The sequence below is a fragment of the Actinacidiphila acididurans genome (assembly GCF_016918855.1).
GTDB classification, from domain to species: domain Bacteria; phylum Actinomycetota; class Actinomycetes; order Streptomycetales; family Streptomycetaceae; genus Actinacidiphila; species Actinacidiphila acididurans.
On the sequence record NZ_JADKYB010000025.1, the window covers coordinates 55,184 to 75,216 of the forward strand.

The window sequence follows — 20,033 nt, forward strand, 5'->3', positions numbered from 1 at the left end:
GCGGCCGGGTGGGTCAGCCGAGGTCGTCCAGGTCGTCCTCGCCCACCGGCTCGAAGGCGACCCCGGCTGCGGCCGCGGTCGCGGTGCCGGCCCGGCGGCCGGGGGCGCCTTGTCAGTAATCCACGATCAGCCGGGTCCCGCACTCGGCGCAGTCCACCTCGTCGTCCTCCACCGGGCGGCGGCACTTCGGGCAGTGGAAGCGCGGCGGGCCGTCGGGCCGCACGGTCGGGGGGAGTCCGGCCGGCCAGCCCGGGCGACGGCCGCGGAACAGTCGGAAGAGGTTCATGCCTTCATCATCCCGGGTGGCCGGGCTCGGCGGCCCCTCCGGGAAGTCCCGCGCCGCGTCGGCAACTCCTGCACCGGCCCCGGTTGGAGCACGGCTCTCCTGAAGCCGGTGTCGCGGGAATGGCCGGACTCGGCGGGCTCGCGCGTCGAGGTCAGGAGGGCCGGGCCCTCCTACGCCTCCTCGGTCTCAGTGCCGGCATCGGTAGGATCTCGGTATGGCGGATACGGACGGTGACTGGCGGCCCCCGGCCCGGCTGCGGGGGTTGGCGAGCTGGCAGGCCGACAAGGTGTCCACCCTTGGTGCGCGGTTGTTCGCGCGGCGCATGCCGTTGGGGGCACGGGGTGAGTTCGCCGTGCTGGCCGCGCTGGACGAGTACGGGGCGCTGAGTCAGGCCGACCTCGGCCGGCATCTGAGCCTGGACCGGAACGACGTCAACGGCATCGTCACCCGGCTGGAGGCGGGTCACCATGTCGACCGCCGTCCCGACCCGGCCAACCGGCGCCGCAACATCGTCACCCTGACCGAGCCCGGCAAGGAGCACCTCGCCGAACTCCAACGGCACACCGACGCCGTACAGAGCGAGCTCCTCGCCGCCCTCGACCCCGGGGAGCGCGAGCAACTCCAGGTGCTGCTCGCCAAGGTGCTCGCCGGCCACCCGCCGCAGCCGGCGTAGCGACCGTGGGCCACCTCGTCGCTCAGCCGCCCGTACGGATGAGTTCGAGGGCCTTCTCGGCGTCGGACGCGTCGTGCAGGTGCACCGTGCGTCCCGTGAACTCCGGCGCGGCGGTCAGGGCTGTGGCGACCGCGCCGACCTGATCCGCGCCGATCCAGTCCGCTTCCCCGGCGGCCAGCCGAGTCCGCACGGGCCCCAGGACCAGCGCGAACGCGCGCCGGTCGCCCTCGAGTTCGGCGTGCAGCACCTGCGACATCATCAACAGGGCCGCCTGTTCCATGCTGACCAGGCCGCTGGCCGGCACCGGGAACGACGCGGACTCGCCGACCACGAGCGCGTAGCTGCCGCCGTCCGCGAGCCGCGGAACGAATGCGCGCATCACCGCGACGTGGGTCGTGGCGAGCTCGACGAAGGCATCGTTCCAGTCGGCCTCGTCCATCTCCCACAGCCGCTTGCCGGCCCACCATCCGCCGATCGGCGCGACGACGGCGTCCACGCCGCCGAGCCTGGTGGTCATTTCCTGGGCGAACTGCTCGGCGCCGGCGAAAGTCGTGTAGTCGTGCACCACGAGGTGGAGCCGGTCACCGGCCGCGTCGCCGAGAAGCCGCCGGAATTCGTCGGCTCGCTCCTGGCTGCGGGTCGGCACGACGACGTCGGCGCCCGCGGCCAGGTAGCCGCGCACGACGCCCTCCCCCACGCCGCCGGTGCCGCCCGGGACGGCCACTCGGCGCCCCGACAGGTCTGGCAGGTCGAAATCTTCGTTGCGGGCCATCTGGCCTCTCCTTAGGTTGTCCATCGCTGTCACGTCACGGCCGGCTTTGTTGGCTGCGCCAACGTTGACGCCACCAACATACCTCGCTCATGTTGGTCTGGCCAACGCTGGCAAAAGGCGGCCGAAAGCGGAGGTGAGCGCAGATGCGGCGCGCGGAAGGGGCCGTACTGGGCGCCGCCGTGGGCGACGCCCTCGGAGCCCCGTTCGAGTTCGGGGTGGGCGGGGCCCTGTCCGCCTGGACGGGGAACGGCGGCGCGGAGATGGCCGGCGGGGGCGGGTGGGAGCCCGGGGAGGCGACCGACGACACGCAGATGGCCGTCCTGGTGGGGGAATCCCTGCTGGAGCGGGGCGGGCTGGAGCCCGCGGACGTGTTCGAGCGGTTCCGGGCATGGGCGGCGGCCGAGCCGAAGGACATCGGCTTGCAGACCGAGGACGTACTCACCGGCGGGCTGCCCTGGGACCGGGCCGCCGCGGCCCACTTCGCGGTCAACTCCCGCGCGGCGGGCAACGGCGCGCTGATGCGGGCCGCGACCTCCGCCGTCTACTTCGCCCCCGCCGGGCGGCCCGCCACCATGGCCGCGGCCCGGTCGCTGTCGGCCCTCACCCACGGCGACCCGGCCGCCTGGGAAGGCACGGCGATCTTCCACGAGCTGGTACGGGTGGCCCTGTCCGGCGCCGACCCCCTTGCCGCGCTGCCGTCCGCCCTCGCCGAGGTCGACCCGGCACACCGGGACCGGTACGCCACGGTGCTCGCCGCCTCCTGGCACCCCGACCTGGCCACCGAGTTCAACGGCGCCGTGTGGCCGTGCCTGGGCTCCGCGGTCTGGGCCGTACGGACCACCGGCTCGTACCCGGACGCCGTACGCGCCGCCGTCGATCTCGGCGGCGACACGGATACGGTGGCCGCCGTCACCGGCGGCCTGGCGGGCGCGGTGTACGGCCTCGACGCGATCCCCGCCGCCTGGCGAACCGCCGTGCACGTACCGCTCCCGAGCACCGGACGCACTCTGCGGCAGGCCGAACTCACGGAGCTGGCCCGGGACTTGGCCAGGGCAGGGGCCGCGGCGGCGGGTGGGTCCCGCGAGGCCACCGGAAGCGCCCCGTCGGATCCGTACCGAGTGCACGGCCTGGGCGGGCGGGCTGGGTGAGGCGCGGGCCCGCCCGTCCCGTCACCGGCCGTCGGGCGTACTGTTGAGCAGTTGCTGCGCCTGTACCTCCGCCGAGGCCCGGCCGGCCATCTCCGCGTTGTTGCCGATCGCGTCCGCCGCCCGGATCAGCGCATCGGCCGCGGCCGTGGGGTCCGGTATCGTCTGGGCGCGCGCCGCTTCCGCCAGTGCCTGTGCTGCGGCCGCCTCCACAGCCCCGGCGATGTGCAGGGACCGAGCGGCCCGCTCGGCGGTTTGCGCGGCTTGGTCGTATTCGGCTCCTGTCCAGTGGGCCCAGGCCATGTTGTACAGACAGACGCCCTCGGCCCGCGGGTTCTCCATCTGTGACGCGTCATCGAGTGCCGCACCGAGCGCTCGCAGCGCCTCGGGCACACGGCCCAACGCGGTGAGGGCCACGCCACGGGCATTCAGCGCGTACGTCGTCGCCTCCCTGCTCCCGGCGTCCTGGTACGCGCCGAGGCTCCGGTCGGCCGCCTCGATCGCTTCCTGCCAGCGGCCGAGGACGAGAAGTGCGATGGAGCGCGCATTCCACGAACGCGCCTCGGTGAGCATGTCGCCGGAGCCCCGTGCCAGGTCCCGCAGCCGGTCGGCGCCCGCAAGAGCCCTGGTCCCCTGTCCCATGTAGCTGTGAGTCAGGCTCAGGCTCAGCAGCGCGTGCACCTCGCGCTCGAAGTCGTCCAGCTCGTGGGCCAGTTCCGCAGCCCGGGCCAACGGGTCCGCTGCCGCGTCCAGGCGGCCCATCTGCCGGTAGGCATCCCCCAGACCGAACGTGGCCACCTGTACGGCCGGCCGGTCGTCGAGCTGTCGGGCCAGCTCGGATGCGGCCGCGAACAGCTCGGCCGCGTCGGCCAGCGGCCCGGCGTTGAGCCGGGCGTGAGCATACCCGAGGGCATGGGCCAGGCGGGCCCGATCATCCTGCAGCTTGCCGTCCAGGGCCATGTGCATGGAGATGACCGAGATCGTGGATCCCTGCCACACCATCCACTCGCTCAGCGTCCCCAGGACCGTCGCCGCCCGGTCGAAGTCGCCGGCAAGCACCAAGTGGTCGAACTCGCGACGGTACGACCGGACATCGTCCAGACTTCGCCACTCTTCGCGCGGCGGGGCGATGCCGGCGTACCACTGCGCCACCCGCCGCTCGACCGCCTGCCGTCCTGATGCACCGGACCACGGCATCTCGTCGTAGGCCAGGTCGGCGTCCATGGGGTGCAGCGCGAAAGTGCGGCTTGGCCGGTCGACCGACAGCATGTGCACCCGCAGCAGATGCGACAGCACGGCCGGCACGTCGACGGCCGGGTCCAAACCCGCCATGATCCAGGTGAGCGCTTCCCGGGTTGCCTGAGTACGCAGCACCGCCAGGACATTGAGCACCGCGCGGCTGGGCGGGTCCAGCCGCCGGTACCGGTCCTGGGCCAAACCCGCCACGACGTCGCCGCGCAGCGTGAAGTCCTCCAGCACCTCCTGGAGCGTCGGCAAGGTCACGGTGTCGTCGGCCATCGCGCCGACCAGCAGTTCCAGCGCCCGAGGCACGCCGTGCACCCGCACGGCCGCCTGCAGCAGCTGGCTGTCGGTGAGCTGCGACACCCCCAGGCTGCCCGCGCGGTCCAGCTCACGCAGCAGAGCGACGGAGTCCGTGGGCGGCAGTCCCTCGGTCATCTCGACCTCCGCCGCGAAGCGGCGCAACTCGGGCGCAAGCAACAACGGCACCTGGGAGGTGATCAGCAGCCGCGGCGTGGACCTGGCCCGGAAGACCGAGTCGAAGAAGACGGCCAGTTCCTCGTCCGCGGGCCTGCCGTCGTCCTCCAGGCGGTCCTCCAGGTTGTCCAGGAGGATGACGAACAACTGATCGCCCATGGCCTCGATGAGCTCGCGGACCTTCTCCTGAATGGTCCGGTTGGTCGCCCAGATGTTCAGCAGGCGGGCCTCCTGGCCGGCTCCCAGCAAATGGGCGCAGTCGAGATAGATACGCTCCAGCGAGATACCGGATGTACGTGTACTGAGATTGATCAGCCCAGCGGGCGGTGGTGCCTGAACCGAACCGGGCCAGCCACCGCGTTCCAGTGCCTCCATGACCTTGGCCGCGACCGCGCTCTTGCCGATGCCGCGTCTTCCCGTCACCGTGACGACCCGGACAGCCGGGTCGGCCAGGTGGCGCCCGATCAGATCACGTTCGGCGGAGCGGTTCTTGAACAGTTCCAGGCCGTGGGCCACGGGCAGGCCAACGATCCTGGAAGTCCCGCGCGGAGGCGGAGCATCCTCGCTCACCAGAATGCCTCCCATGGCGTCACTTGTATCTGACGCAACGCCTGCCCGCGCCGGCCGACTTCCACTCGGGGGCGGCGCCTCGGCGTCGGGGAGCAGGACGCGAGCCCCAATCCCCAGCAGGGCGCACAATGCCTCCCGCCCGGCTCCGTCGGCCTTGCCGATCGCATGGTCGATGCGTACCGCGGTCAGCCGTCCCGTGCCCTCGAACCGGTGATGCTCGGCGATCACCCCCACGATGCGGTACCCGGCCCACAACGCCGCGCCGGACATCCCTGCCCAGGGGGACGAGTTCGCGTCGGGATCGACTCCCGCCGGCGCGACCGTGATCTCGAGAGTGCCGGTCCGCAGGTTGGACAGCGCGGCCACGGTGCCATCGGCCTGGTGCAGTTCCCGGAAGGGCCGGCCCTCCCTGTCGATGCGCTGCTTCCACAGGGGAAAACCGGCTGCATGCACGCCGATGACGGCATGGCGGTCGTCACGAACCCGGCCGAAGACCGCCGGTGCCACGTCGGCGGACTCCGCCACCGGGGTGATCGTCACAACAGCCACGTCGGTGCTGGGATCGATCCAGGCCACCGTTCCCGGAACAGCCCACTGGCCGGGCCGGTCGACATCGAACCTGACCTGCAGGTCCATCGCGTCCACCACCACGTGGGCCGCTGTCAGCACCGCCGTGGCGGTGACCCGGTAGCCGGAACCACGCCGACCGCCGCCGTCGGCCACGATCACCTCGGCGATGCGGTGTGGATCGAGCCCCGGCTGATCGGGCCCCGCTCCCCTCGACCGTCCGAGGGCGGACGGCTTGTCCGGCGCGCCGTCGGTCATGCTTCACCCGGAAGGTCGTCGCCCGAGATGACCGCGGGCCGGTCCGGACGGTCGGAACGTACCGGTTGAAGGGTCAGGGTCAGCTTCTGCGTCGCAGCTGTCGCATGCCTGCGCGTCGCGTTGGCATCGAACACCCAGAAGCGCACCTTCATGCCTGGCTCGACGCTGCGCTCCACCGCCACGGTCAGTTCCAGCTCCACCCGCTCAGCCGTGAACCGAAGGTCGGTGTGCTCACCCGCCCGCATGGCCCGGCTGAGCTCGTTGCGCAATTGCGAGATCATGTCGGCCAGTTCGACGGCGTCATCCATAGCCAGCCCCCCGCTCAGACCTTACAGGCTGCGGAAGGCCGACAGGGCGTCATCAGCGACGCCCGCGATGCGCAGGGCCGCGTCGGCCGCCGCCGACAGGAAGGCCGGGTCAGGGGCGGTCGGCCCGGGGGCCGCGTCGGGGGAGGGCGGGGTGCCGCGGTGGGCCAGGATCAGGCCTTCGATCAGGGTGAAGAGGAGGTCGGCGCGCAGGGCGAGGGCGGGCGGGGGGAGGTCGGCGCAGGGGGCGGTGCGGGCGAGGAGGTCGGCGTAGGCGGATTTGAGGGCGGCGCGGGCTTCGTGGAAGGGGGCGAAGCGGGGGGCGGCGACCTCGGGGAGGAGGTACAGGGCGCCGAGGTTGTACGGGCCCGCGCACAGCAGTTCCGCGTCGGACCGGCACAGCTCCCACAGCCGGGCCTCCGCGGGCCGCGCGGTCTCGGCGAGCAGGCGCCGGGCCAGTCGCAGGGAGGGGGTGACCGTGCCGTCCAGGAGTTCGGCCAGCAGGTCCTCCTTGCCGCCGACGTAGTGGTACATCGACGCCTGCCGCATCCCGGCCCGCTCGGCGAGCGCCCGGGTCGTGGTCGCGGTGTAGCCGCGGGTGGTGAACAGCTCCGCCGCCGCGGCCAGCAGCTCCTCGCGCGCGCTCAGCCCGCTCTCCGGCCGCTGCTCGGCCCTCGGCCGCCCCACCCGTCTCCCGTTCACGCTCACCGGCCGATCGTCGCACAGGTCCCTGCGGGGGCCCTGACCGCGGCATCAGCCCGGTGGATCTTCCGGGGGCCGCCGCTTCCCCGGCGCGGTGGCCGCCTCCTCCCGGCGCCGGACGCCGCGGTTCGATCCCGCTCCGGGCCGCCGGACGGGAGCCCGCTGCGAGCAGGCGGTAACCACCGCGCAACGCCCGGGCAACCCCGCCGAATCGAAGCGTCCCTAATTTCTGTCGAGCGACAGAAAATCGGCTCCCCGCGCCCGCCGGGAGCCCCGCGGACCGAGACGGAGGTGCGGCAACCGTGGCGACCACCGGTCAGACGCGTACGACGTACGGCGCTCGTGATCACGCCCGCGCGCAGCAGGGCGTACGGGCGACAGCGATGCCCAAGGTGCCGCCGCCGGACGGGCTGGTGTGGGCGGAGACCGTGGCGGGCGGCGGCTACACGCACAAGGCGCTGGCCCGCGGCACCGAACTGCGGCTGGCCGACCCGACCGGGGACGCCTGCGCCCATGTGCTGCTGTTCGTGGCCGGGCGGCCGTGGGAGCGGCTGAACGCGGCGGACACCGTCAAGGTGCAGTGGCAGGCGTATCTCGGGGCGGGGCATCTGCTGCTGTCCGACCAGGGCCGGGTGCTGGCCTCGCTGGTCGCGGACACCAGCGGGCGGCACGACACGCTGTGCGGTACGTCCACGGCGGCGCGCAACACCGCGCGGTACGGGGACGGTTCGCCGCACGGGCCCTCCCCCGCGGGGCGCGAGCTGTTCACGCTGGCCGCCGCCAAGCACGGGCTGGAGCCGCGCGACCTGCCGCCGTCGCTGTCCTTCTTCCAGGGCGTGCGGGTGGAGCCCGACGGCTCGCTGGAGTTCATCGGCTCGGCGGGCCCGGGCACCTCGGTCACCCTGCGCGCCGAGCAGCCGCTCACGGTCCTGGTGGCCAACGTGCCGCACCCGCTCGACCCGCGCCCGGCGTACACCTGCGGCCCGCTGGAGGTCACCGCGCGCCGCGCCGCGCCCACCGCCCCCGGCGACCCGCTGTGGGACGCCACCCCGGAGGGCCGCCGCGCCTTCGAGAACACCGCCGAGCACCTGACCGCCAGGGGGATCGTATGAGCACCCGGACCGCCGCCGTACAGCCGACGACAGCCGTACAACCGACGACCACCGACGACGTACCCACGGTCACCGACGTCCCCGCCCGCGCCCCCTGGTCCGCGGTCCTCCCCGCCGGATCGCACCTGACCATCACCGACCTGCACGGCAACCAGGCCGTGGACTTCCTGGTGTACGACGCCCACGACCACGCCGTCCGCTACAGCGCCCCCGACACCCTCCAGGCCCAGGGCGGCATCTTCCTGACCACCGGCAGCGTGCTGATGTCCGGCGAGCACACCCCGCTGATGACCGTGGTCGCCGACACCTGCGGCCGGCACGACACGATCGGCGGCGCCTGCTCCAAGGAGTCCAACACCCTGCGCTACGGCCACCACACGTGGTCCCAGCACGCCTGCGTGGACAACTTCCTCGCCGAGGGCGCCCGTTACGGCCTGGGCAAGCGCGACCTGGTGAGCAACGTCAACTGGTACATGAACGTACCCGTCGAGGAGGACGGCACCCTCGGCATCGTCGACGGCATCTCCGCGCCCGGCCTGGAGGTCACCCTGCGGGCCGAGACCGACGTCCTGGTGCTGGTCTCCAACTGCCCCCAGATCAACAACCCCTGCAACGGCTTCGACCCGACCCCGGTCCGGATGACCGTCACCCCCGCGCCCACCGCGGACGGTGCGGGCCGATGACCTTCGACACCCTGCTGGTCGCCAACCGCGGCGAGATCGCCGTACGCGTCATCCGTACCGCCAAGGCGATGGGCCTGCGCACGGTCGCCGTCTTCTCCGACCCGGACCGGGGCGCGCCGCACGTCCACCTCGCGGACACAGCCGTACGGCTGGGACCGGCGCCGGCCAAGGACAGTTATCTGGACGCGGAGGCGGTGCTGGCCGCGGCGCGCGCGACCGGCGCCGGGGCGGTGCACCCGGGGTACGGGTTCCTGTCCGAGGACGCCTCGTTCGCCCGCCGCTGCGAGGAGGCCGGCCTGGTCTTCGTCGGGCCCGCCCCGGACCACCTGGAGGTGTTCGGCACCAAGCACACCGCGCGGGCGGCGGCCGAGGCCGCGGGGGTGCCGCTGCTGCCGGGCACCGGCCTGCTCCCGGACCCGGCCGCGGCGCTCGAAGCGGCCGGCGCCCTGGGGTACCCGGTGATGCTCAAGGCCACCGGCGGCGGTGGCGGCATCGGCATGCGGGCCTGCCACTCCCCCGCCGAACTCGCCGACGCCTGGGAGTCGGTACAACGGGTCGCGCAGGCCGGCTTCTCCTCGGCCGGGGTGTTCCTGGAGCGGTACGTGGCCCGCGCCCGCCATGTCGAGGTGCAGGTCTTCGGCGACGGGCACGGGCGGGTGCTGACGCTCGGCGACCGGGACTGCTCGCTCCAGCGCCGCCACCAGAAGGTCGTCGAGGAGGCCCCGGCGCCCGGTCTGCCCGCGGGCGTACGGCGGCAACTCGCCGACAGCGCACGGGCGCTGTGCGCCTCGCTCGGCTACCGCTCGGCGGGCACCGTGGAGTTCGTCTACGACGCGGAGCGCGAGCAGGCGTACTTCCTGGAGGTCAACACCCGCCTCCAGGTGGAGCACCCGGTCACCGAGGAGGTCACGGGCCTGGACCTGGTGGAGTGGATGCTGCGGCTGGCCCGCGGCGAGACCGGCTTCCTGGACACGTACCCCGCCGGACCCGCGCTCCTGCCCGACGGTTCCGCACCCGGCACCCGCGACACGCCGGTGAATTTGTCGACAAAGCCAGTACGACACGCCGTGGAGGCCCGGATCTACGCCGAGGACCCCTCCCGCGGCCACCGGCCGAGCGCCGGCGTGCTCACCCGGGTCGTCTTCCCGCCGGACGTGCGGGTGGACACCTGGGTGGAGACCGGCACCGAGGTGAGCACGGCGTACGACCCGATGCTCGCGAAGGTGATCGCCGGCGGCGCCGACCGGGCCGAGGCGCTGGCCCGGCTGGGCGAGGCGCTGGCGGCCACCCGGATCGACGGCGTCGAGACCAACCTCGGGCTGCTGCGGGCCGCCCTGGCGGACCCGGCGCTGCCGGCCGCGGTCCACCACACCGGCACCCTGTCCGGGATCGCCGACCCCACCCGGCGGATCGAGGTGGTCCGGCCCGGGACGCTCACCACCGTGCAGGACTGGCCGGGCCGCACCGGGCTGTGGCACGTCGGCGTGCCGCCCTGCGGCCCGATGGACGACCGGTCCTTCCGGCTGGGGAACCTGGCGCTGGGCAACGACGAGGGCGCCCCCGGCCTGGAGTGCACCCTCACCGGGCCGTCGCTGCGGTTCAGCCACGCCACCACGGTGTGCGTCACGGGCGCGCCGGCCCCGGTCGCGCTCGACGGCGTCCCGGTGCCGCAGTGGCAGCCGTTCACCGTCCCGGCCGGCGCGCTCCTCGACGTCGGCGCGCCGCACGAGGCGGGCCTGCGCACGTACGTCCTGGTCGCCGGCGGCCTGGACGTGCCCGAGCACCTGGGCAGCGCCGCGACCTTCGCGCTCGGCGGCTTCGGCGGGCACGGCGGCCGGGCCCTGCGCGCGGGCGACGTGCTGCACGGCGGCGCCCTCCTCCCGGCCCCGGGGCCGGCGGTCCCGCCGGAGCGGCGGCCGGCGATCGGCACCGAGTGGGCCCTGGCGGTGGTCGAAGGGCCGCACGCGGCACCGGAGTTCTTCACCGAGGAGGACATGCGGGACTTCTACGCCGCCGCGTGGAGCGTGCACTTCAACTCCGCGCGCACCGGCGTACGGCTGGTCGGCCCCAAGCCGCGCTGGGCGCGGGCCGACGGCGGCGAGGCGGGCCTGCACCCGTCGAACATCCACGACACGCCGTACGCGGTCGGCGCGGTGGACTACACGGGCGACATGCCGGTGCTGCTCGGCCCGGACGGCCCGTCGCTGGGCGGCTTCGTCTGCCCGGCGACCGTGGTGCGCCGGGAACGCTGGAAGCTCGGGCAGCTCCGGCCGGGCGACACCGTACGGTTCGTGCCCGTGGCAGACGGCGGCACCCGGGCCCGGCGGCCGGCCGTCGTGGACGGCGGCGTGCTCGGGCGCGCCGCGCCGGCCGCGACCCGCCCGGCGGTCACGTACCGGCGCAGTGGTGACGACAACCTGCTGGTGGAGTACGGGCCGATGCAGCTCGACCTCGCCCTGCGGATGCGGGTGCACGCGCTGGCCGAACACCTGACGGAGCGGCGGCTGCCCGGTGTGGTGGACCTGACGCCGGGGATCCGCTCGCTCCAGGTGCACGTCGATCCCGATGTGCTGCCCGCGGCCAAGCTGCTTGACCTGGTACGGGAGGCCGAGGAGCTGCTGCCGCCCACCGAGGAGCTGGTGGTGCCCAGCAGGACCGTGCACCTGCCGCTGTCCTGGGACGACCCGGCCACCCGGGAGGCCATCGCCCGCTACATGGCCGGGGTGCGGGACGACGCGCCCTGGTGCCCCTGGAACATCGAGTTCATCCGCCGGATCAACGGGCTGGACTCGGTGGACGACGTCCACCGCATCGTCCACGAAGCGGAATACCTGGTGCTGGGCCTGGGCGACGTGTACCTCGGCGCACCGGTCGCCACCCCGCTGGACCCGCGGCACCGGCTGGTCACCACCAAGTACAACCCGGCCCGCACCTGGACCGCGGAGAACTCGGTCGGCATCGGCGGCGCCTATCTGTGCATCTACGGCATGGAGGGGCCGGGCGGGTACCAGTTCATCGGCCGCACCGTGCAGGTGTGGAACCGCCGGCCCTCGGCGCGGCCCTGGCTGCTGCGGTTCTTCGACCGGATCCGGTGGTACCCGGTCTCCGCGGAGGAACTGCTCGACCTGCGGGCCGACATGGCCGCCGGGCGGCTGGAACCGCGCACGGAGGAAGGGCACTTCTCGCTCGCCGAGCACCGCCGTTTCCTCGCCGGGCACGCCGGGTCCATCGCGGACTTCCGCCGCCGCCAGGCCGCGGCCTTCGCGCAGGAGCGGGCGGCCTGGGAGGCGTCGGGCGAGTTCGCCCGCGCCGAACGCGAACCCGTCCCCGCGCCGGACGCCGCCGGCCCGGACGCCGCGGGGCCGGAGCTGCCGCCGGGCGCCCGGGCGGTCGAGGCGGAGTTCGCGGCCAGTGTCTGGCAGGTCGCGGTGCGGCCGGGCGACACGGTCAGCGCGGGGCAGCGGCTGCTGACCCTGGAGGCGATGAAGATGGAGTCCCCGGTGCTCGCCCCGGCCGCCGGCCGGGTGGCCCGGATCCTCACCCCGCCCGGCACCCAGGTCACCGCGGGCCAGCCGCTGCTGGTCCTGGAGCCGGTGGGATGAGCCGGCACGTGGCACAACCAGTACCGCCGTTCACGGGAGGCCCGCGACCATGACCACCGCACTCGCCCGCGCCCGGGCCGCCTTCGACCGGATGGACGGCGAGCCGGACGGCGCCGTGTGGATCGCCCGGCGCTCCCGGGAGGAGGTCGAGACCGAGGCGGCGGGCATCGATGCCCGGGTGGCCGCGGGCGAGCCGCTGCCGCTGGCCGGCACGCTGCTGGCCGTCAAGGGCAACATCGACGTCGCCGGGCTGCCCACCACCGCCGGCTGCCCGTCGTACGCCTACCGGCCGCGGGAGGACGCGCCGGTGGTGGCCGCCCTGCGCGCGGCCGGGGCGATCGTGCTGGGTGTGACCAACATGGACCAGTTCGCCACCGGCCTGGTCGGGACCAGGAGCCCGTACGGGGCGGTGAGCAGCGTGCTGGACGGGGAGCGGGTGGCCGGCGGGTCCAGCTCGGGATCGGCGGTCGCGGTGGCCAGGGGGTGGGCGGACCTCGCACTGGGCACGGACACCGCGGGCTCCGGGCGGGTGCCGGCCGCCTTCAACGGGATCGTCGGGATCAAGCCGACCCGCGGCCTGCTGTCCACGCGGGGCGTCGTGCCGGCCTGCGCGAGCCTGGACTGCGTGAGCGTGTTCGCCCGCACCCTGGCCGAGGCGCGGCGGGCGACGACCCTGCTGGCGAGCCCCGCGCCCGCACCGCGCCGCCCGGGCCCCTGGCGGGTGGCGGTGGCGCGGCCGGAACACCTCGGCGAGCTGGCACCCGGCTGGCAACAGGCGTACGAGGCGGCAGCCGGCCGGCTCGCCGCGCGCGGCGTGGCTTTGCGCGCCCTGGACCTGACCCCGTTCACGCGGGCCGCTGAGCTGCTGTACGAGGGGGCGTTCGTCGCCGAGCGCTGGACGGCGGTGGGCGACTTCGTCGACCGGCACCGCGGCGCGCCCGACCTCGACCCCACGGTGGCCGCCATCATCGGCGCGGCCCGGGACCTGCCCGCGCACCGGGTCTTCGCCGACCTCGAGCGGCTGGCCGCACTGCGGGAGGAGGCCCTGGCCGAACTCGGCGACTGCGACGCGCTGCTGCTGCCGACCACCCCCGGCCACCCCACCCTCGCCGAGGTCGCCGATGACCCGGTGGGCGCCAACGCGCGCCTGGGCCGGTTCACCAACTCCGCCAACCTGCTGGACCTGTGCGCGGTCGCCGTCCCCGGCGGCGGCCCAACCGGCTTCGGGCTGATGCTGCTCGGCCCCGCGCACACCGACGACCGCCTCGCCGACCTGGCCGCCCTGCTGGAACCCCCGCTACGGCTCGCCGTGGTGGGCGCCCACCTCACCGGCCAGCCCCTCAACCACCAGCTCCTCGCCCTCGGCGCCCGCCTGGCCACCCGCACCGCGACAGCCCCCACCTACCGGCTCTACGCCCTGCCCACCGATCCGCCCAAGCCGGGCCTGGTGCGGGTCGCCACCGACGGCGCCGCAATGGAGGCCGAGGTGTGGGAACTCCCCGCCGCGGCCCTGGGCACCTTCACCGCCGCCCTCCCCCACCCGATGACCCTGGGCAGAGTCGACCTGTCCGACGGCACCACGGCCACCGGCTTCCTGTGCGAACCGGTGGCCCTGACCGGTGCGGTGGACATTACGTCGTACGGCGGCTGGCGGGCGTATCTGGCCGGCCGGACCGCCGAAGAGTGACCGAACGGCGCGCGGGCTGCGCGCCGAGGCCCTCACTCAGGCCGCGGACCCCGTCGCGTGCACGGCCGACGGGCTCGTCCGGCCCGCGACACCGGACTACGAGCCGAGCCGGACCACCGAAGGGTGGCCAAGCGGGGCGCAAACCGCTGGCCGACAGCCCTCACCGGTGCCTTCGGCGGCAGGCGGCCGGCCTGACCGGACCGCCGGGGCACCGGCCCGGGCCACCCGGGCATGGCACCCGAGCCGCCCGGGCCGGCCCACGGCGGTACCCGCCGTATTGGCCACCCGCTGGCCGACAGCCCTCACCGGTGCCTTCGGCGGCAGGTGGCCGGCCTGACCGGACCGCCGGGGCATCGGCCCGGGGCCACCCGGGCATGGCACCCGAGCCGCCCGGGCCGGCCCACGGCGGTACTCGCCGTATTGGCCACGTCCGCCGTACTCGTCCCGCCCGCGGCGGCCCTACCGGGCAGGGCCGCCGCCGCGTGAGTCTCAGCCCACCGAGGAGTAGGCCACGACGCCGCGCAGCAGGCCGTCCATCGCCCGGCGGGAGTTGCGGCGGACCGGGCTGCCTTCCGGGGCGGCCTCGCCGATCTGGCCGAGGACGTCGATGAGCTGCTTGCACCAGCGGACGAAGTCGCCGGCCGGCATGTCGGCGTCGGTGAGGACGGAGTCCAGGGTGTGGCCGGACGCCCAGCGGTAGGCGGGCCAGGCGAAGCCGAGGTCGGGTTCGCGCTGGCCGACACCTTCGGTCTGGTTGATCCGGTGGTCCTCCTCCAGGGCGTCCAGCCGGCCCCAGATCCGTACCATCTCGCCGAGGGCGTTGCGGGCCTGGCCGGTGGGCAGCCGCGGCGTCATCGCGTCGTCGGCCTGGCGGGACTCGAAGACCAGCGCCGAGGCGCAGGCCGCCAGTTCGGCCGGGTTCAGGCCGTCCCACACGCCCTCGCGCAGGCATTCACTGGCCAGCAGGTCCAACTCGCCGTAGAGCCGGGCCAGCCGGCGGCCGTCCGCGGTGACCTGGTCGCCCTCCAGGTAGTCGAGTTCGCTCAGTACCGCGCACACCCGGTCGAAGGTGCGGGCGATGGTGTTGGTGCGGCCCTCTATGCGCCGTTCGAGCTGCTGGGTGTCGCGGCGCAGCCGCTGATACCGCTCGGCCCAGCGGGCGTGGTCCTCACGGTCCTCGCAGCCGTGACAGGGGTGCGCCCGGATCGCGGTGCGCAGCCGGGAGATCTCGGTGTCTTCCGCGGCGGCGGAGCGCTGCTTGCGGTGCCGGGCCGGTCCGGTCCAGCCCGCGCTGCCGGCCTTGGAGCGCATCGCCGAGGCCAGGTCCCGGCGCGACTGCGGGCTGCGCGGGTTGAAGGACTTGGGGATGCGCATCCGGTCCAGCGCCTCCACCGGCACCGGGAAGTCGATCTGCGCCAGCCGCTTGACCTGGCGTTCGGCGGTGAGCACCAGCGGACGCGGCCCGTCGTGGTACTCGCCGCCGCGCGGGTGGTGGTCGCCGGCCGCCCGCCCGGGGATGCCCGGCTCCAGCACCAGGGCGAGCCCGGCGTACTTCCCGGCCGGCACATGGATGATGTCGCCCGGCTTCAGCTTCTCCAGCGCGTCGGAGGCCGCCGCCCGGCGCTCCACCGCGCCCTGCCGGGACAGCTCCTGCTCGCGCTCCTTCAGCTCCCGGCGCAGCCGCATGTACTCGTCGAAGTCGCCGAGGTGGCAGGTCATCGACTCGCGGTAGCCGTCGAGCCCCTCCTCGTTGCGCTGCACCTGGCGGGCGATGCCGACCACCGAGCGGTCGGCCTGGAACTGCGCGAAGGAGGTCTCCAGCAGCTCGCGCGAGCGGTGCCGGCCGAACTGCCCGACGAGGTTGACCGCCATGTTGTACGACGGCTTGAACGACGACCGCAGCGGATAGGTGCGGGTGCCGGCCAGGCCCGCGACGGCGCCCGGGTCGAAGCCGCGCTGCCACAGCACCACCGCGTGGCCCTCGACATCGATGCCGCGGCGCCCGGCGCGGCCGGTGAGCTGGGTGTACTCGCCAGGAGTGATGTCGGCGTGCATCTCGCCGTTCCACTTGACGAGCTTTTCCAGCACCACCGAGCGGGCCGGCATGTTGATGCCCAGCGCCAGCGTCTCGGTGGCGAACACCGCCTTGACCAGGCCCTTGAGAAAGAGTTCCTCGACGACTTCCTTGAAGGCGGGCAGCATGCCGGCGTGGTGGGCGGCGATGCCGCGCTCCAGGCCCTCCAGCCACTCGAAGTAGCCCAGGACGTGCAGGTCCTCGTCGGGGATGGCGCGGGTGCGCTCCTCCACGATGGCGCGCACGGCCGAGCGGGCCTCGTCGTTGTTCAGCCGCAGGCCCACGTTCAGGCACTGCTGGACCGCGGCCTCGCAGCCGGCCCGGCTGAAGATGAAGGTGATGGCGGGCAGCAGGCCCTCGCTGTCCAGCCGGTCGATGACCTCGGCGCGGCTGGGCGTCCAGATCCGGGACCGGGCCCGGCGTTCGCGCTCCCGGTCCGCCTCCTTGCCGCGCTTGGCCCGCGGGTGGTAGGTGCGCTGGTTCTCCATCCGGGCCAGCCGGACGAGTTCGGCGTTGACCTCGCGGCGGCCCTGCGGCTCGGTGGGGCCGGTCTTCTCCTCGAACAGGTCGTACATCCGGCGGCCGGCCAGGACGTGCTGCCACAGCGGGACCGGGCGGTGCTCGGAGACGATCACCTTGGTGTCGCCGCGGACCGTGTCCAGCCAGTCACCGAACTCCTCGGCGTTGGAGACGGTCGCGGACAGTGACACCAGGGTCACCGAGGGCGGCAGGTGGATGATCACCTCTTCCCAGACGGCGCCGCGGAACCGGTCGGAGAGGTAGTGCACCTCGTCCATGACCACGTAGCCGAGGCCGTCCAGGGCGGAGGAACCCGCGTACAGCATGTTGCGGAGCACTTCGGTGGTCATCACGATCACCGGCGCGTCGCCATTGACGCTGTTGTCGCCGGTGAGCAGGCCGACCTTCTCCGCTCCGTAGCGCTTGGCCAGGTCGTTGTACTTCTGGTTGGACAGCGCCTTGATCGGCGTCGTGTAGAAGCACTTGCGGCCCTCGGCGAGGGCGAGGTGGACGGCGAACTCGCCGATCACCGTCTTGCCCGATCCGGTGGGCGCGGCGACCAGGACTCCGCTGCCCGCTTCCAGCGCCTGGCACGCCTCTATCTGGAACGGGTCGAGGCCGAACTCGTACAGTTCGCGGAACTGCCCGAGTGCGGTGGCGGTCTCGGTGGCGCGGCGCCGGCTGGCGGCGTAGCGCTCGGCGGGGGACATCTCTTCGGTCATCTCGCATCGAGCCTACCGGGAGGCACCGACACAGCGCGTGCTCAGACCAGCAGCCGGACCGCGGCGGGCACGGTCCGCGCCTCCAGCGGCAGCGGCCCGATCCGCTCGCCGTCGGCGTAGCCGGTCACACCGGGCGCGGCCAGCCGGACCCGGGCGGCGCGGTGGACGGTGACCACCGGGTGCGAGGGGTGGGTGCCGCGGTAGACCCGGGGGAAGACCCGCAGCAGCGTGGTGCGGCTGCACGGGCCGACCACGCACACGTCGAACAGCCCGTCGTCCATCTCCGCGTCCGCGCAGATGCGCATGCCGCCGCCGTAGGAGGGGCCGTTGCCGACCGCTATGAGGGTGGCCTCGATCTCCCGCTCGGGGGCGTCGTCGAGGGCGATCCGGTACGGGATGGGACGCAGCGCGGCGAGTTCGGCGAGTACGGCCACGTCGTAGCGCAGCCGCCCGGTGGGCCAGCGCATCCGGTTGCCCCGGTCGTTGACCCGGGAGTCGAAGCCGGAGGCCAGGACGGTGCCGAACCATCGGTCGCCGGTCCGGCCGAGGTCCAGCTCCCGTATGCGTCCCTCCTTGAGCGCCTCGGCGACGACCCGGCCGGCCGCGGCGGGGTCGCGCAGCGGCAGCCCGGCGGCGCGGGCGAAGTCGTTGCCGGTGCCGGCGGCGACCACGCCGAGCGGGGTGTCGGTGCCGGCCACGGCCTGGAGGGCCAGGGAGACCATGCCGTCACCGCCGACGGCGACCAGCGCGGAGGTGCCGGCCTCGACCGCGGCGCGGGCCCGGCGCAGCGCGTCCGCGGCGTCGGCGCCGACCACCGAGCGGACGCCGAATCCGGCCCGGCGCAGGTGGTCGGCGGCGGGTCCGGCGGCCCGGGCACCCCGGCCGCGGCCCGCGGAGGGGTTCACGAAGAGGCTGACGTCGCTGGTCACCCGCGGACCCTACCCCGCGGGAGGCACGAGGCATGCCGGATCCGTCCGGATCCGGCACGATCGAACAAAGGGGTCAGGTCAGGTCGCGTCGTCGTACCCGTCGTCGCCGCGGAACTCGGCGGAGTTGAACGGCTGGGCGGAGACCTGCTCGGGGATGTGGTCGAGCGAGGACGCCTCGTCGGGGTCGAGGCCGAAGTCCGGGTCGGCGGCGCGGCGGCGCGAGCGGCGGCCGTCGTTGATGAAGCAGACGCCCATGGCCAGGAAGTACAGGAAGACGATCGGGGCGGCCAGCAGGCACATGGTGAGCGGGTCACCGGTGGGGGTGGCGACCGCTGCGAAGACGACGATGCCTATCACCATGCCGCGCCACCAGCCGAGCATCCGCCGGCCGGTCACCACACCGGTGAAGTTGAGCAGCACCAGCGCCAGCGGCAGCTCGAAGGCCAGGCCGAAGACGACGACCAGGCGCAGCACCAGGTCGATGAACTGGTCGAGCGGCACCAGGTTGACGGTGTGGTCCGGCACGAAGCCGATCATGATCTTCGCGCTCTGCGGCAGGATCGCGTAGGCGAGCGCGGCGCCGCCGACGAACAGCGGCACTCCGGTGCCGACGAAGGCGAGGGTGTAGCGCTTCTCGTTCTTGTGCAGGCCGGGGGCGAGGAAGGCCCAGAGCTGGTAGAGCCACACCGGCGAGCTGACGATGAGCCCGGTCATCAGGGCGACCTTCAACGCGACCGAGAAACCGCCCATCAGGCCGGTGACGGTCAGCTGGGCGCACGCCTTGCCCTTGTCGAGGTGATCGACGCCGGTCGGGCAGCCGGCCGCCTTCAGGATCGGGTGCTGGAAGATCTCCAGGATGTGGCGGTAGAAGAAAGCCGCCACGATCGTGACGACCATGATCGCGAGCACCGACTTGAACAGCCGGTTGCGCAGCTCACGCAAGTGGTCCCCGAGGGGCATCCGCCCCTCGGGGTCCTTCTCCTGCGTGCGGGCAGTCTTGAGCACCCACGTCCTCGTCTCGTGCGGCAGCCGTCGGCGCGCCGGCCGGCTTGTGCGTACCTGCTACCTGCTGCGTCAGCTCTTCGCCGTGGTGCGGTCGGCGTCCTCGGAAACCGGGCGGGCGCTGGCGGTGTCGCCGGGCGCCGACTGGATCGTACGAGGGGCGGCCGGCTCCTGCGCGGCGGACTCGGCGGTACGGTCGGCGGCGCCGTCGTTCTTCATCGCCTTGGCCTCGCTCTTGAGGATGCGCGCCGACTTGCCCAGCGACCGGGCCACGTCGGGGAGCTTCTTGGAGCCGAAGAGAAGGGCGACCACGACCAGGATGAGGACGATCTCCAGGGGCTTGAGATTGCCGAGCATAAAAGTTCTACCTTCTCACCTGGACGATGGGGACGTGCGGCTCGATCGTAGCGCGCACGGGTGAACGGCCGGGGTGTGCCCGGGGTCCGCCCGATTGCGGCCCCGGCCAGACTACCTTCCTGCGGCACGTATGTGAGGAGGTCAGCGGCGGGAGATCTCGCCGCCGCGGCCGGCCAGCGGGCCCGCGGCCTGTTGCAGCCGCTCCCCCGCGCGGGCCAGCGCCTCGCTGCCGGCCGCGACCTGACGGGCCAGTTCCTGCGCCGCCACGAAGACCCGCAGCGCCGCCACGGCCAGCACGAACAGTCCCGCTGTCGCCAGGCCGACCCAGAAGTAGAGCCACCACATGGGCGGT

The 20,033-nt window shown here is 73.7% G+C and carries 16 protein-coding genes; 6 read left to right on the plus strand and 10 right to left on the minus strand.

Features of this window, described 5'->3' with window-relative positions; translation table 11 throughout:
* Nucleotides 1-112: 112 nt before the first annotated feature.
* Nucleotides 113-286 (minus strand): zinc-ribbon domain-containing protein, encoded by a 174-nt coding sequence (locus tag ITX44_RS33535; RefSeq protein WP_205362365.1) that lies wholly within the window; start codon nucleotides 284-286, stop codon nucleotides 113-115.
* 214 nt (nucleotides 287-500) lie between these two features.
* Here ITX44_RS33535 and ITX44_RS33540 point away from each other — a divergent pair, with 214 nt between their 5' ends.
* Nucleotides 501-959, plus strand: coding sequence for a MarR family winged helix-turn-helix transcriptional regulator (locus ITX44_RS33540; RefSeq protein WP_205362375.1), 459 nt, complete (start codon nucleotides 501-503; stop codon nucleotides 957-959).
* 22 nt (nucleotides 960-981) lie between these two features.
* Here the strand turns inward: ITX44_RS33540 and ITX44_RS33545 are convergent, their stop codons facing one another.
* Entirely contained in the window at nucleotides 982-1,731 is a 750-nt protein-coding gene (locus ITX44_RS33545) for an SDR family oxidoreductase (RefSeq protein ID WP_205362377.1), read from the minus strand.
* 143 nt (nucleotides 1,732-1,874) lie between these two features.
* On the opposite strand from ITX44_RS33545, the gene ITX44_RS33550 reads away from it, so the two are divergent.
* Nucleotides 1,875-2,879, plus strand: a complete 1,005-nt coding sequence (locus ITX44_RS33550; RefSeq protein WP_205362379.1) for an ADP-ribosylglycohydrolase family protein — start codon at nucleotides 1,875-1,877, stop codon at nucleotides 2,877-2,879.
* Between the two features lie 21 nt (nucleotides 2,880-2,900).
* Here ITX44_RS33550 and ITX44_RS33555 read toward each other — a convergent pair whose 3' ends face one another.
* The 3 genes from ITX44_RS33555 to ITX44_RS33565 are packed head-to-tail and all read right to left on the minus strand — an operon-like array spanning nucleotide 2,901 to nucleotide 7,000.
* Nucleotides 2,901-5,987, minus strand: a complete 3,087-nt coding sequence (locus tag ITX44_RS33555) for a trypsin-like peptidase domain-containing protein (RefSeq protein WP_205362380.1) — start codon at nucleotides 5,985-5,987, stop codon at nucleotides 2,901-2,903.
* Nucleotides 5,984-6,295, minus strand: a complete 312-nt coding sequence (locus ITX44_RS33560) for a trypco2 family protein (RefSeq protein ID WP_205362382.1) — start codon at nucleotides 6,293-6,295, stop codon at nucleotides 5,984-5,986. Before ITX44_RS33560 ends, ITX44_RS33555 begins: the two co-directional genes overlap by 4 nt.
* Before the next feature lie 21 nt (nucleotides 6,296-6,316).
* Entirely contained in the window at nucleotides 6,317-7,000 is a 684-nt protein-coding gene (locus ITX44_RS33565) for a TetR/AcrR family transcriptional regulator (RefSeq protein ID WP_205362384.1), read from the minus strand.
* Nucleotides 7,001-7,296: 296 nt separating this feature from the next.
* On the opposite strand from ITX44_RS33565, the gene ITX44_RS33570 reads away from it, so the two are divergent.
* From ITX44_RS33570 to ITX44_RS33585, 4 genes are read left to right on the plus strand one after another with little or no spacing between them, the layout of a single operon-like run.
* Nucleotides 7,297-8,106, plus strand: a complete 810-nt coding sequence (locus ITX44_RS33570) for an urea amidolyase associated protein UAAP1 (RefSeq protein WP_307795614.1) — start codon at nucleotides 7,297-7,299, stop codon at nucleotides 8,104-8,106.
* Nucleotides 8,103-8,789, plus strand: coding sequence for an urea amidolyase associated protein UAAP2 (locus tag ITX44_RS33575; protein WP_205362386.1), 687 nt, complete (start codon nucleotides 8,103-8,105; stop codon nucleotides 8,787-8,789). Before ITX44_RS33570 ends, ITX44_RS33575 begins: the two co-directional genes overlap by 4 nt.
* A complete protein-coding gene (locus ITX44_RS33580) occupies nucleotides 8,786-12,391 on the plus strand; it encodes a 5-oxoprolinase/urea amidolyase family protein (RefSeq protein ID WP_205362387.1) in 3,606 nt (1,201 codons plus the stop codon). The genes ITX44_RS33575 and ITX44_RS33580 overlap by 4 nt, the downstream gene beginning before the upstream one ends.
* A gap of 49 nt (nucleotides 12,392-12,440) precedes the next feature.
* On the plus strand, nucleotides 12,441-14,078 hold the full coding sequence (locus ITX44_RS33585) for an allophanate hydrolase (RefSeq protein WP_205362389.1): 1,638 nt from the start codon (nucleotides 12,441-12,443) through the stop codon (nucleotides 14,076-14,078).
* A 489-nt stretch (nucleotides 14,079-14,567) separates the two neighbouring features.
* Here ITX44_RS33585 and ITX44_RS33590 read toward each other — a convergent pair whose 3' ends face one another.
* The 5 genes from ITX44_RS33590 to ITX44_RS33610 form a co-directional block, all read right to left on the minus strand.
* A complete protein-coding gene (locus ITX44_RS33590; protein WP_205362396.1) occupies nucleotides 14,568-17,393 on the minus strand; it encodes a DEAD/DEAH box helicase in 2,826 nt (941 codons plus the stop codon).
* Between the two features lie 41 nt (nucleotides 17,394-17,434).
* Entirely contained in the window at nucleotides 17,435-18,322 is an 888-nt protein-coding gene (locus tag ITX44_RS33595; RefSeq protein WP_205362406.1) for a diacylglycerol kinase, read from the minus strand.
* A 78-nt stretch (nucleotides 18,323-18,400) separates the two neighbouring features.
* The gene (tatC, locus tag ITX44_RS33600; protein ID WP_205362410.1) at nucleotides 18,401-19,327 is read right to left on the minus strand and encodes a twin-arginine translocase subunit TatC; all 927 of its coding nucleotides are present in this window, start codon (nucleotides 19,325-19,327) and stop codon (nucleotides 18,401-18,403) included.
* A 69-nt stretch (nucleotides 19,328-19,396) separates the two neighbouring features.
* Nucleotides 19,397-19,681 carry a Sec-independent protein translocase subunit TatA gene (tatA, locus tag ITX44_RS33605; protein ID WP_205362412.1) on the minus strand — a complete coding sequence of 95 codons (285 nt, stop codon included), beginning with the start codon at nucleotides 19,679-19,681 and terminating at the stop codon, nucleotides 19,397-19,399.
* Between the two features lie 141 nt (nucleotides 19,682-19,822).
* Complete coding sequence (locus tag ITX44_RS33610; protein WP_205362415.1) at nucleotides 19,823-20,026, minus strand: hypothetical protein; 204 nt, start codon at nucleotides 20,024-20,026, stop codon at nucleotides 19,823-19,825.
* Nucleotides 20,027-20,033: the final 7 nt, after the last annotated feature.